Annotated in this window: 14 protein-coding genes; 11 read left to right on the forward strand and 3 right to left on the reverse strand. The window is 37.3% G+C overall.

Going from position 1 to position 12,518, the window contains the following annotated elements:
• The first annotated feature begins 2 nt into the window (after window positions 1-2).
• The 4 genes from H0184_RS16100 (at window position 3) to H0184_RS27730 (ending at window position 2,569) form a co-directional block, all read left to right on the forward strand.
• Entirely contained in the window at window positions 3-1,040 is a 1,038-nt protein-coding gene (locus tag H0184_RS16100) for a DUF3231 family protein (RefSeq protein ID WP_221827016.1), read from the forward strand.
• Between the two features lie 198 nt (window positions 1,041-1,238).
• Window positions 1,239-1,391, forward strand: a complete 153-nt coding sequence (locus tag H0184_RS16105; RefSeq protein WP_313771776.1) for an aspartyl-phosphate phosphatase Spo0E family protein — start codon at window positions 1,239-1,241, stop codon at window positions 1,389-1,391.
• 98 nt (window positions 1,392-1,489) lie between these two features.
• A complete protein-coding gene (locus tag H0184_RS16110) occupies window positions 1,490-2,317 on the forward strand; it encodes a GNAT family N-acetyltransferase (protein WP_221827017.1) in 828 nt (275 codons plus the stop codon).
• A 120-nt stretch (window positions 2,318-2,437) separates the two neighbouring features.
• Window positions 2,438-2,569: a hypothetical protein gene (locus H0184_RS27730; protein ID WP_260631603.1), complete on the forward strand. Its 132-nt coding sequence runs from the start codon at window positions 2,438-2,440 to the stop codon at window positions 2,567-2,569.
• Between the two features lie 135 nt (window positions 2,570-2,704).
• On the opposite strand, the gene H0184_RS16115 is transcribed toward H0184_RS27730, so the two are convergent.
• The gene (locus H0184_RS16115; protein WP_221827018.1) at window positions 2,705-3,133 is read right to left on the reverse strand and encodes a PA2169 family four-helix-bundle protein; all 429 of its coding nucleotides are present in this window, start codon (window positions 3,131-3,133) and stop codon (window positions 2,705-2,707) included.
• Between the two features lie 156 nt (window positions 3,134-3,289).
• Here H0184_RS16115 and H0184_RS16120 point away from each other — a divergent pair, with 156 nt between their 5' ends.
• Both H0184_RS16120 and H0184_RS16125 read left to right on the forward strand, forming a co-directional pair.
• A complete protein-coding gene (locus tag H0184_RS16120; protein WP_221827019.1) occupies window positions 3,290-3,844 on the forward strand; it encodes a sigma-70 family RNA polymerase sigma factor in 555 nt (184 codons plus the stop codon).
• A 2-nt stretch (window positions 3,845-3,846) separates the two neighbouring features.
• A complete protein-coding gene (locus H0184_RS16125) occupies window positions 3,847-4,896 on the forward strand; it encodes a DUF4030 domain-containing protein (protein ID WP_221827020.1) in 1,050 nt (349 codons plus the stop codon).
• Window positions 4,897-4,931: 35 nt separating this feature from the next.
• On the opposite strand, the gene H0184_RS16130 is transcribed toward H0184_RS16125, so the two are convergent.
• On the reverse strand, window positions 4,932-5,552 hold the full coding sequence (locus H0184_RS16130; RefSeq protein ID WP_221827021.1) for a cell wall hydrolase: 621 nt from the start codon (window positions 5,550-5,552) through the stop codon (window positions 4,932-4,934).
• A 612-nt stretch (window positions 5,553-6,164) separates the two neighbouring features.
• Here H0184_RS16130 and H0184_RS16135 point away from each other — a divergent pair.
• The 5 genes from H0184_RS16135 (at window position 6,165) to H0184_RS16155 (ending at window position 10,963) form a co-directional block, all read left to right on the forward strand.
• Window positions 6,165-7,166: an LLM class flavin-dependent oxidoreductase gene (locus H0184_RS16135; protein ID WP_221827022.1), complete on the forward strand. Its 1,002-nt coding sequence runs from the start codon at window positions 6,165-6,167 to the stop codon at window positions 7,164-7,166.
• A gap of 371 nt (window positions 7,167-7,537) precedes the next feature.
• Window positions 7,538-8,035 (forward strand): hypothetical protein, encoded by a 498-nt coding sequence (locus H0184_RS16140; protein WP_221827023.1) that lies wholly within the window; start codon window positions 7,538-7,540, stop codon window positions 8,033-8,035.
• A 129-nt stretch (window positions 8,036-8,164) separates the two neighbouring features.
• Window positions 8,165-8,830 carry an LbetaH domain-containing protein gene (locus H0184_RS16145; protein ID WP_260631604.1) on the forward strand — a complete coding sequence of 222 codons (666 nt, stop codon included), beginning with the start codon at window positions 8,165-8,167 and terminating at the stop codon, window positions 8,828-8,830.
• 95 nt (window positions 8,831-8,925) lie between these two features.
• A complete protein-coding gene (locus tag H0184_RS16150; RefSeq protein WP_221827025.1) occupies window positions 8,926-9,801 on the forward strand; it encodes an AraC family transcriptional regulator in 876 nt (291 codons plus the stop codon).
• A 703-nt stretch (window positions 9,802-10,504) separates the two neighbouring features.
• Window positions 10,505-10,963 (forward strand): SRPBCC family protein, encoded by a 459-nt coding sequence (locus tag H0184_RS16155; RefSeq protein ID WP_221827026.1) that lies wholly within the window; start codon window positions 10,505-10,507, stop codon window positions 10,961-10,963.
• Between the two features lie 15 nt (window positions 10,964-10,978).
• On the opposite strand, the gene H0184_RS16160 is transcribed toward H0184_RS16155, so the two are convergent.
• On the reverse strand, window positions 10,979-12,325 hold the full coding sequence (locus tag H0184_RS16160) for a TrkH family potassium uptake protein (protein ID WP_313771777.1): 1,347 nt from the start codon (window positions 12,323-12,325) through the stop codon (window positions 10,979-10,981).
• Between the last annotated feature and the right edge of the window lie 193 nt (window positions 12,326-12,518).

Here is a 12,518-nt window from a genome sequence, read left to right on the forward strand (position 1 = left end):
ATATGGATTCAACTCGAATTTCACTAACCGCCCCTGAGGTTTCTAGTTTATGGACACAATATATGTTTGACTCCATGTCCATTTGTTTTATTAAGTACGCACTTGAACACTTAGAAGATGAAGATATTATTGAAATATATAAAGATTCACTGGTGCTTTCAGAAAAACATGTGCAAAAAGTGAAGGAGTTTTTTGTGGTAGAAGGAATTCCTATTCCACAGGGCTTTACTAACGAGGATGTAAACATTCATGCCCCCCGCCTGTTTCAGGATCCTTTTTATCTGTACTATATATACATAATGTCGCTGCAGGGGCTGACAGGTTATTCCCTATCTCTCAGTACGTCTATTCGAGCAGATCTTCGAAAATACTACATAGCCTGTAATAATGAAACCGTGTCGCTTTTTGACAAAACCATTGAAACGATGCTGACCAAAGGGCTATTTTCAAGGCCGGCAGTCCTTACCCCTGCTGAAAATATTGACTTTATAAAGCATCAAAGCTTTTTAACAGGATGGTTTGGAGAGAAGCGTCCATTAACGGGGATTGAAATAGGGGATATTACTTTTAATATGAATAAAATGCACATGCATGTCGCATTAAAGGTGGGTTTCAGCCAAGTCGCAGAATCTAAAAAAGTGAGGCAATATATTAATAGAGGCAAGGATATTTCCAATAAACATATCGCTGCGTTTGGTAAAATCTTTCGTGAAGAAATGTTGAATTCACCGATGTCATGGCAATCCCATGTAACGAGTTCTACTACATCTCCATTTTCAGATAAATGGATGATGTATCAGGTCCAACTATCTTCTCAGATTGCTATTGCCTTCTATGGAACGGCTTTGAGTGTTACATCCAGGGCGGACATTGCAGAAAAATATATTGTCATGATAAGCGAACTTGTCAGATATGCTGAAGATGGTGCTAACCTAATGATAGAAAATGGCTGGATGGAAGAACCCCCAAAGGCAAGTGATCGTAGAGCGTTAGCAAAAGGAAACAAGGAAGGCGTTGAAAGTAAAACCCAGGATAAGTAACAAGCGAGGGTAGACCTAGTATCTATCCTCTTTTATATGTGAGGAAACTTTGCCCTTGAGTTTCAGCGATGAAAATTTTGAAGATAATTCTGTTTTTGTGTTATTTTTTGTGTCGTAAATTGTTGATAGAAATGATTTCATTGTATACGCTTTCATCTGGTAGAATCTATTTATTGTTGAAATAGGGAGCGAATATTGGTGAATATTGATTTAGTAGATTATATTGAATTAGTAAGAGATCAAATGATTTTTGCTGGAATGTCAAGTGGTTTTACATCTGAGGAAACAGTTAGACTTAGTAAAAAGCTTGATACACTATTAAACTTGCAAATGAAAATCCTTAGTAACTGAAACTCTTAAGTAAGATATTGACAGTTTGAAAATAATTAAAATGTTTAATACCGTAGAAAAAGCATAGATTTTGTATGAATGGGCAGAGGTGTTTATACATGTTAACAAAAGAAGAATTAGTTGATATAAAAACGCTGCAGGAAATTTGTGAGACTGAGGGCGGACTTCAGTTAAAGCTTAATTTTGATATGCTTGAAAGCAGGTCGGGAAATCGGAAAGAGGACTTCTTCCATTTTGAGGGAGGAAGGCTGGCTGGCTTTCTTGGCAGCTATTATTTTGGAAATAAAGTAGAGATTTGTGGAATGGTGCACCCGGATTATCGCAGAAGAGGGATATTTTCTAAGTTGCTTGAACAAGTACTTGATGAGGCAAAGAGGCATAATGTTAGAACTATACTATTAAATGCCCCGACAGAATCTCAATCTGCCAAAGATTTCTTAAAAAACATTCCCTGCACCTTATCGATGGTAGAATATCAGATGAAATGGGAAAAAACACAGTTACCTGAAGATCATTCTGTTGCCATAAGGCCGTCACTTACTGAAGAAGATGTGGAAGCGGAAATCAAACTTGATGTCCAGTGTTTTGGGTTAAATGAGGAAGAAGCCCGTCAGTATAAAGAAGAAAACAAAGACCTTTCTACAGACATACGATTAATAATTGAAGCAGAAGGAAGAGCAGCGGGAAAAATGCGCCTCTCTGAAATGAACGGTGAATCATGGATTTATGGCTTTGCTGTTTTTCCGGAGCTCCAGGGAAAAGGAATTGGCAGAAAAGCATTATCAAAAGTAGTGAAAATGCAAGATGAAAAAGGCTTTTCTATTTTCCTAGAGGTTGAGGCTAAAAATGCCAATGCCCTTAGGCTTTATGAATCATGTGGATTTAGAAGCTTTCATTCTCAGGATTACTATAAAGTGGACTTATAACTAAGAGGGGGTTATTCCCCCTTTTTGCATTTATTTCTACTATTTTTTTTATAAAAAGTAGAGACAAATGTAACCGTTTACATTATAATAATAGTAAGAACTAGGAGAGGGGAACGAACCATGGAACTTATATTCGAACAATGCGATCATAACAAGCAGGAAGAACCTTGTGAAGAGTGTGCCCCAAATAAAGAAAATGAAGATAATATGGATCTCTATGAGTATGATTATAATAAAAGGATTTGGTTTTAGGGCAGACATTTCCAATATGAAGACCAATAAATGTTTTGAATTGATTTTCCGAAATCGAGCTGTCTTTATGACGGCTTTTCTTTTTGTCTTAAATATACTATTTCTGTAAGATGACGTGTGTTTCGCACACGTCATTTATTGTAGATATTGCCGCAGCTGCTCAATCTGCTTTCGACTTGTATCAATGACTTCTTCCGCAAGCTGCCTGCTTTGTGGGTCAAGGTCGCCTCGAACCAGTTCCTCCGAATATTGTACCCCATAATGATCCAGGCCTTTTAAGGCGTCCTCAAGCAGTTCATTGGTTTCATCTGGAAGCATAACCTTATGCATATAACTATGCATGGTACCAGAGAATCCTTCACCATCTGCTGGGACACCGCCTAGATTTTGAATCCGCTCTGCAAGTTTTTGTGCATTCAGCTTAACTTCTTGCTGCATGGATTGAAAGAGTGTTTTTAATTCTTCATCCTCAACTCTTTGGATATAGTGTTCAAAAGAACGAATACCCATATATGTACCTCTTAATAAAGTATTTAATTCTTCAATAATAACTTCGTTTGACATCCCACACTTCCTTTCATTCTATTTTGACACTTTAGCAGGTTATTTTATTCGAGAATTGGTGGTAACTCATTCATAATGAACAAAAAAAGTTATTTTTACGGAACCGATTTTGAATTTGCTTCGTCTAAGGTTTGGAAAGAAAGAGGGGGGTTATGAATGCTTGTGAATAAAAAAGAAGCAGCTTCATCACCTGTTCAGTTTGATCAGTTAACCAAAGAAGACAAACTCAGTTGGCTGATGGATGAATATGGAGATATGGTGGTAAGGCTCGCTTTTACGTATGTTAAACAAAAACAAATAGCGGAGGATATTTCACAGGAGGTTTTCATTAGCTGTTACAAAAATCTGGAGACCTTCCAAAATAAATCTTCCTATAAAACTTGGCTCTACCGAATTACCGTTAATAAGTGCAAGGATTACTTTAGAAGCTGGTCACATCGTAACATTAGTTATCAAGATTTTTTTCGATCGATTTTTCCAAGTGGAGAGAAATCTATTGAGAGCAATATTCTTGATAAAGAAGAAAGGGAATTAATTTTTGAGAGAGTTTTGAAACTGCCCATTAAATTAAGAGAAGTCATTATCCTTCAATACTATGAAGAATTAACAATCAATGAAATAACCGAACTATTAGGTCTTAATTCCAATACGGTAAAGACGAGGCTTCATCGTGCCAAGAAATTATTACAAAGTTCTTTGAAGGAGGTATAGTTATGGAGGATAAATTAAAATATCCGAAGAATGCTCATATGCATTTCAACGAAAAGCATAAAAAAAATGTGTTGGGGGCTATAAAAGATCTTCCTGAAAAGAATCAACGTAAAGGAAGTAAGATTATAATGAAAAGATGGGGCTATTCTACTCTAGCCGCGGCAGCGTTATTTCTGCTGCTGATAGGCTCTACACATGTTTCTTTAGGGATGGCAAAAGTCACGGCAAAGATTCCCTATTTTAACTTATTTATTGAACAAACTGAGTATAAATATGCTTTATATGATGTTATAGGGGATGTAATGAATGAAAATAAGTATGATTTTAACACGTTAGATGTATCTATACCAGACAGAGAAATTCAAATTGAGGTACTCGGTACCAAAGAAGAAGTTAAGGCAATGAAAGACGAAGTGATTGTAAGAGTGAATAATGAATTAGTAGCACAGAACTTTGGGAAGTATGATATTGAAGTAAAAAGAGGCGAATTACGGCAGCCGATGGAGCCCACTCCTGAGGAAAATGAATACATGAGAAAAAGCATGGAGTTAGAAGGAAAGGTACAAGACCTGCTAGTGAAAAATAATTACCAGCCTGCTTTCCCAATTGAAGTCCGCATAAATAGTATAGAAAACTTTATTTATATTGCATTGCCTAAAACAGAAAAAAGAGTAGACGAACTAAAAGAGCAATTAAAATTGCTCACCAAGGAATATGGAGAATTTAGATATAGAATTACCAGTATCGATATGGCCGCACGAGAACAAGAATTAAGATGGGGTAAGAGTGGTGTTCTTGACGTCCTATTTGGCGGTTTGGATGAAAATAAAGCCTTTAGAGTTACAGGATTATCCTATTCCTTCCATCCACTGCCATTGCAAATCAAAGTAAAAATATCACTAAAATCTACCGATCCCGAGGCAAAAAAGCTAGCAGAAGAAATTGAAAATGAAATTACTGATTTTATTCAAACACACGAGATGGCAACAGAAGTACGAAATGATCCATATGAGTTGATCATCCTTGGTAAGGATAAGAAGAAGATTAATTAAAATGTTATCGAAAAGGACCAAAGCTGGTCCTTTTTCTACTTTTTAAAGACGTGTTGTCCAATTACAAGAGTGGTCGCTCTTTCATCAAGCCACCTACTGGTAGCGATTGTCGGATTGTAAAAGAATAAGGCGCCAGGGGCAAATTGTCTTTTATCAGTAAGTGCAGCTTTTACTGCTTGTATGGATTCTTGGTCAGCAGGCTTATTGATTTGGCCATTTTTTACAGGTTGAAATTGACCTGGGGCATAGATTACTTCTTTAATACTGTTGGGAAATTGAGGACTTTCGACTCTGTTCAATACTACACAAGCGACTGCAATCTTCCCCTCTATAGGTTCTGTTTGTGCCTCCGCTCTGACTAATCTTGCTAGTAAATCTATTTCTGAATCTGAGAGGCTGGTGTTCATTGGCTTATTTTGCGTGGCGGCGGGTACATTGGTTCTAGTAGATTTAGCAGGGGTATTAATTTTTTGTCCTATGTAAATTAGATTTAGATTTGAGATTTGCGGATTCGCGTCAGCTAACTCTTGTAAGGTTACATGATGATCTCTTGCAATGCTTGACATCGTGTCCCCAGGTTTTACGTCATAAGCAAAGGCAGGAGCAGCAAATAGGAGTGAGGCAGTCAAAGTTAGCAGTGTAATAAGTTTTTTCATAATTCTAGTCCTCCAAGTTGGTTTAATGTATTTAAATCTATTACTATGAATGGAAAAAATAGAATAGTATTACAGTTAAGTTACACGGATAAGACAATTAGAAGTCTAGTGATTGGAAGTAAATACCAGATTGGTAGAGTTGGTGCTAGAAATGAAAGGTTCATGAGGCCTGAATTTGTGCTTGATAATGAAAATTGGTACTCCATGAAGGGTTCATGAAGCCCAAACTTGTGGTGGAAAAGGAAAAGTGGTACTCATGGAGGGTTCATGAAGCCCAAACTTGTGGTGGAAAAGGAAAAGTGGTTCTCATAGAGGGTTCATGAAGCCCAAACTTGTGATGGAAAAGGAAAAGTGGTACTCATGAAGGGTTCATGAAGCCCAAACTTGTGATGGAAAGGAAAAGTGGTTCTCATAAAGGGTTTATGAAGCCGAAACACGTAATGAAAACCAAATAGCAGTACGCATGAAAACCAACATAACTCTGTGAATCATTTATTCAGAAGTTACAAAGGATAATTTAGGTAAGCAAACTGAGAGCATATAAGTTTGTTTCCTGTATTTCTATTGTTACTATAGAAATATACCTTTAAGAAGAAAGGACTAATATTAACAATGGGAACTATTAATATACCTGTATCCGTTTTAAATCTGGCCCCCATCCGTCAAGGTCAGAATTCGCAGCAAGCTATCGAGGAAATGGTAAGTCTGGCTCAAGCTACAGAAGCAATGGGCTATGAGCGCTACTGGATTGCCGAGCACCATAATTCGCCGACGCTCGTCAGTTCAGCGACACCCATTTTAATTAAACATACATTGGAGCATACCCAAACCATTAAGGTGGGTTCAGGCGGAATTATGCTGCCAAACCATTCACCACTTGTGGTGGCAGAACAATTTGGCACAATGGCCACTATATATCCAAATCGCGTCGAACTTGGACTTGGACGCGCACCTGGAACCGATATGATGACAGCCAGTGCCTTAAGACGTTCAAAAAATGATTCAGTTTATACTTTCCCTGAGGATGTTCAGGCGTTGCTAACATACTTTGGACCGGAGGAGCACCAAGGATATGTAAGAGCGTATCCGGGAGTAGATACCAATGTTCCAATTTATATACTGGGTTCTTCTACAGATTCTGCTTATTTAGCGGCAAGCTTAGGTCTTCCATATGTATTTGCTTCACATTTTGCGCCTAAATTCATGGGAGAAGCCATTTCAATCTATAGGGAGAGATTCCAGCCTTCTGAATATCTAGATAAACCATATATGATGGTATGTCTGAATGTTATTGCAGCAGAAAGTGATGAAGAAGCAAAATTCCAACAAACCACCATGCAGCAGTTTTTCCTTAATGTGGTCCGTGGTTCACGTAATCCATTACAGCCCCCAGTTAAAAGCATGGATGGAATTTGGAATCCGATGGAAGAAGAAATGGCGAAGTCAATGTCCAGCGTGACATTATTAGGAAGTAAAGATACCATTCGTCAGCAGCTGTCAAGTTTCCAAGATCAATATGCTGTGGATGAAATCATGGCCGTTTCTTACATCTATGATCCAGAAAAACAAAAACGTTCTTATGAAATATTTAAAGAAGTGGTGGAAGGCAAGTAGTTTCATACTTCCAACATGGATTGTGCCTGAAACTTCGGCAAGTCGACCTTTTGAGTCACAATCGAGCAATGATTCTGACCGAATCCCCGGCTAGTCGACTTTTTGGGTAACAATTGAGCCATGATTGTGCCTGAAACCCTGGCTAGTCGACTTTTTGAGTCACAATCGAGCCATGATTCTGACCGAACTGCAGTCTTGTGGTTATTTGGGTAACAATGATGAAATAAAAAAAATGACGTTGTTCAAACGTCATTTTTTTTTGCTTATTTAGGTTTTAGCAAAATAACAATGACTGGGCTCATATAATCCAAATCAGTCACGCCCTTATCACCTGCTACATAGGATGCAATATCACAAGCGGGGTGATTTGGGTGAATAATTGGTTAAAAGCCGGTATTTTACTATATCTTTCATTGCTGTTTTTTGGGAGTTTTATTGCTATAGGCATAGTGTGGACAGGAGCACTTGATGAATCATTGCCATTTATCGATGACATAAAAATCTTTTTGTATTACTTCTTCGCAGGGTCAATTGGAGGCTCACTGAGACATTTATATATGTTCTGTTCCCACTATATGAAGGATGAACTAAACGACTACAGGGAATGGATTATGTATATCTTTTATCCAATCTTCGCAACAGGTACAGCAATCGTAGCAGTCACTTTAATTCAAAGTGGTATCCTACTAATCGAATTCGTCGACTTTGAAGATACCCCTTATGCCCAAATAAGCTTTGCCTTCTTCGTAGGATTTGGATTCAACCGCTTCGTAAACAAACTAAACGCCCTTTCCAAAGACATATTCAAAACCAATCAACAGCAGTCAAACCATACAGAAACAAAAGAAAAACAGCCAGAGTCCAAATAGGACACTGGCTGTTTTTCGGGTGACAGGCACCATTTATACATTTTCACCTATTTATGCAGTTTTTTGTGAATGACTGCTATTTATTCACATACATATTAAGGATTTTAGAAAATAAAGGAGATGGTAGCTTTGTGGAATTATCAAGGGTATCAGAATGGTCCATATAATCTTTATTGTTATTATGTCGGCTATAATCCACCGACTTCTGTGAATCCGTATCCAAGGTTTCCGAGTATTGATCGTTCTGCATTCTTAAGTCCCTTTACGTTTGTGGTAGGGGATGTTACGATTCAGAATAATACGTATGTCGGACCGTTTGTGAGTATCCGAGCCGATGAAGGGACTCCATTTTTTATTGGAAGTAATAGTAATCTTCAGGATGGTGTAATTCTTCATGGCCTAAAGAACAAGTATTTTGAAAAGAACAGCAGGAAGTACTCTATTTATATCGGGGACCGGGTTTCTTGTGCGCATGGTGCCTTGGTACATGGGCCATGCCGGGTGGATGATGATGTTTTTATAGGATTCAAAGCAATTGTCTATAATGCAATTATTGGGGCCGGAAGTTTTATTTCTTCTGGTGCGGTGGTTACCAATGGAGTGGAGATTGCACCAAATAGCTTTGTCCCGCCAGGTGCGAACATCGATACACAGGAAAAAGCAAATAATTTAGCCACAGTACCTAATACGGAAGAAGAATTTGCTAAAGCGGTACAGCAGGTTAATCAGGAATTTCCTGCCGCTTATTCGTTATATTTTGGAAAAACGAAGTGTTCGTGCGGCCTAGCCTGTTAGGTCCATTCACACAACCCTGCATATCTGTGCAGGATATGTCGGATGTGTTCATTTTATTTTTGATATTCTAATTGATGAAGAGAGGAGGTCATACGATGGATTCGCTTAAGAGATTGAATGAAGCAATCGCATATATAGAAGAAAATTTGACGGGTGACATTGATTTTAAAGAAGTGGCTAGGATTGCCTTTTGTTCTGAATATCATTTCCAAAGGATGTTTTCTTATCTTGCAGGTGTATCGCTATCTGAATATATTCGCCGCAGACGTCTTTCATTGGCAGCATTTGAGTTAATAAATAGTCATGTAAGGATAATTGATCTAGCCATTAAATATGGATACAGCTCACCTGATTCCTTTACAAGAGCATTTCAAGTGCTGCACGGAATTACACCTTCTGAGGCTAGAAATAATGGTCAATCACTAAAAGCCTTTCCAAGAATGACCTTTCAAATATCAATCAGTGGAGGAAATGAAATGAACTACCGAATTGTCGAAAAAGAAGCCTTTAATCTAGTAGGAATTAAAAAGAGAGTACCAATTATATTCAATGGGGTAAATCCGGAAATTGCTGCTATGTGGCAAAGTTTAGATATGGAGAAAATTAACAAGCTAAAACAATTATCTAATGTTGAGCCTGTTGGTTTGCTTAGTGCTTCAACGAACTTTTCAGAAGGCCGTATGGAGGAAAAAGGAGAGTTAGACCATTATATCGGAGTGGTGACTAATAAGGAGTGCCCTGAAGGTCTAACAAAACTAGAAGTGCCGGCACTAACCTGGGCAGTATTTGAAGCTGTAGGACCATTCCCGGATACTCTGCAAAATGTTTGGGGGAGAATTTATTCAGAATGGTTTCCATCCTCGAATTATGAACTAGCCCAAGGACCAGAGATGTTGTGGAACGAGCATAAAGACGTATCCTCTCCAACCTTTAGAAGCGAAATATGGGTGCCAGTATCCCAGAAAAGATAGGAGGTCGCAATAATTATATACAGCATACTCCTCATTTATCAAAATCTAATAATAATCGTCAAAATGCCCTCAGTTACTCACTGCAGGGCTATTTTTGTCAAAAGTCGTTCACAATATGGACATATATTTTCATAATTTTCAAATTATATTTCGACATTAAATGGAAGTTTTCTAGTGTTATTCCACTTCAAAGATTGGTTTTGATGAAATTTACAGTGAATTTTGTAAGATTTAGTTAGAAACAGTCGACATTTTTGATTTTTCAATAAATAATTTGTTTGGTAAAATGAAAATACAATCACAAAAAATTTAAGAGACTTAATATCATAGATAAAAAATAGTAGAACTGTGTAGAAGCAGGGGCCAATTAATGAATAGACAGGAGGGCTTTTTATGTATTTTAAAGTTAGTTTCTGGAGAAGATTAACCAAAAATCAGAAGTTAAGACTACTAAGACAAAAAGCTCACGTTAATTTGGTCAGTAAAGGTTTTATTGCATAAGCGGTAATATATGTTTGATATAAAAAGTAACCATAGATTGAAAACGCCGTCTAATAATAGACGGTATTTTTATTTTAGGTTCTACACTATATCTTAGCACCTTTACCAGAAAGGGCAAACATGATAATATGTTGTCTACAATTATTTTATATATATAGAACATAACATAATTATATAGAAAGAAAGTTGGAGTTAACAGAGCATGGTAGATGTAGTAACGGAGATAATTATTAACTGTCCCATTTCACAAGTTTCAGAGTATGCATCAAACCCTGATCATGTACCCGAATGGTATGTAAATATCAATTCAGCGGAGTGGAGATCGCCGAAACCACTCGCAATAGGTTCTCAAATTGCTTTTAAAGCTAAGTTTCTTGGTCGAGACCTTGCTTATATCTATGAAATTATAGAACTCATTCCAGGGAAGAAACTAGTGATGAAAACGGCTCAAGGACCTTTTCCGATGGAGACCATCTATACATGGGAAGAGATGGATGCAAATCGCACGAAAATGACCTTAAGAAATAAAGGAAACCCGACTGGTTTTAGTATGTTAATCTCTCCTTTCATGGCAACAATGATGAGGAGAGCAAATATGAAAGATTTAAAAAGAATAAAAGAAATCCTTGAAAATAAATGTGAAAAACACCGTCCAAAATGAACGGTGTTTTTCGTATTATCCAATTAATATTTTCTCTTCTGCATATTTTACCTTCGCTTCTTTTCGAGGGTTCAATAAAGCAAATGCCATGGTTAAGGGGCCAAGTCTTCCTATAAACATCATGATAGTAATCAAGACCCTTCCAAATGGGGATAGTTCAGGTGTGAAATTTGCGGACAATCCTACCGTTCCAAAGGCTGAAATGGTTTCAAATAGGAGCGTGCTCATGTCCGCTTTTTCAGTAAAAGTTAGTAAAAAGAAAATTAGAAAGATAAAAAATATAGCTGCTACCACGATGGACAATGATTTATTTACCAATTCCCATGAAATTCTTCTTTTAAACAGGTTTACATTGTCTCGATTTGTAACGACTGCCCAAAAAGCTAAAATAATAATGGCGAAAGTTGTTACTTTAATTCCACCACCAGTCGATCCTGAAGATGCACCTATAAACATAAGTGCCATCATAAAAACAAGAGAGGAAAGATTCATGGCCCCAATATCAATCGTATTAAAACCAGCGGTCCTGGTTACGACTCCTTGAAAATAGGAAGCCCAGAGTTTATCTTCAAACGCAAGGTTTGCAATCGTTGCTGAATTACTATATTCGGAAATTAAAATAATTAGAAATCCTACAATGTTTAAAAAGAGTGACATAAGCAGTGCCACTTTAGAGTGCAAGGATAGTTTACGTAAAGATTTCTTAGCCCATAAATCAAGTATTACGGTAAAACCAATACCCCCGGTAATGAAGAGAGATGTGATGGTGATGTTTACCGCAGGGTCACCAACCCATTTACTTAAATTATCAGGTTCAAGGCCAAAACCTGCATTATTAAATGCGGAAATCGAATGAAAAATTCCATAATAAATGGCTTTCCCAAGCGGCATTTCAAAAGCCCAGCGAATCGCTAAAGCAGCAGCCCCCAGCAGTTCAACAATAAATGTTATAAGAATGATTCGCTTGACTAAACTGACAACACCTGCAAGAGAAAATACGTTTAAGGAATCTTGCAGCAGTAAACGTTCCTTTAATCCGATCTTTTTCCCTAAAATAATGAACATAAATATACCTGTCGTCATAAAACCCCAGCCGCCAATCTGAATCAAACAAAGAAGAACAATTTCACCGAACAAGGTAAAGGTTGTTCCCGTATCAACAACAGCCAAACCAGTTACACAAACGGCTGAGGTGGCCTCAAATAAGGCATCAATAAAGCTGAGCCCACGACCCTCTTCATAAGTAGCTATTGGTAGCATAAATAGAAAAGTACCCAATAATATTAGACCACCAAATCCCAATACAAGTATTTGCGCAGGGTGCAATTTAATCAAATTCCCTTTTCCCTTATAAAATTCCACTTTTTTGGTCTCCCTTAATAATCCATAGTCAAGTATTGATATTGGTAATAATACCAAATAGATTGCTGAGGTGGTATTAATTTTTATGATTTCTTTTTTAACGAATAAATAAGCATTTTTATCTAGGTAAGCCGTAGAAATCTTGGTATGATAAGATACAAATAGATTTCAATAGTGACAAATGGAGGCAATA

The sequence above is a fragment of the Neobacillus niacini genome, from assembly GCF_019749295.1.
GTDB classification, from domain to species: domain Bacteria; phylum Bacillota; class Bacilli; order Bacillales; family Cytobacillaceae; genus Neobacillus; species Neobacillus niacini_D.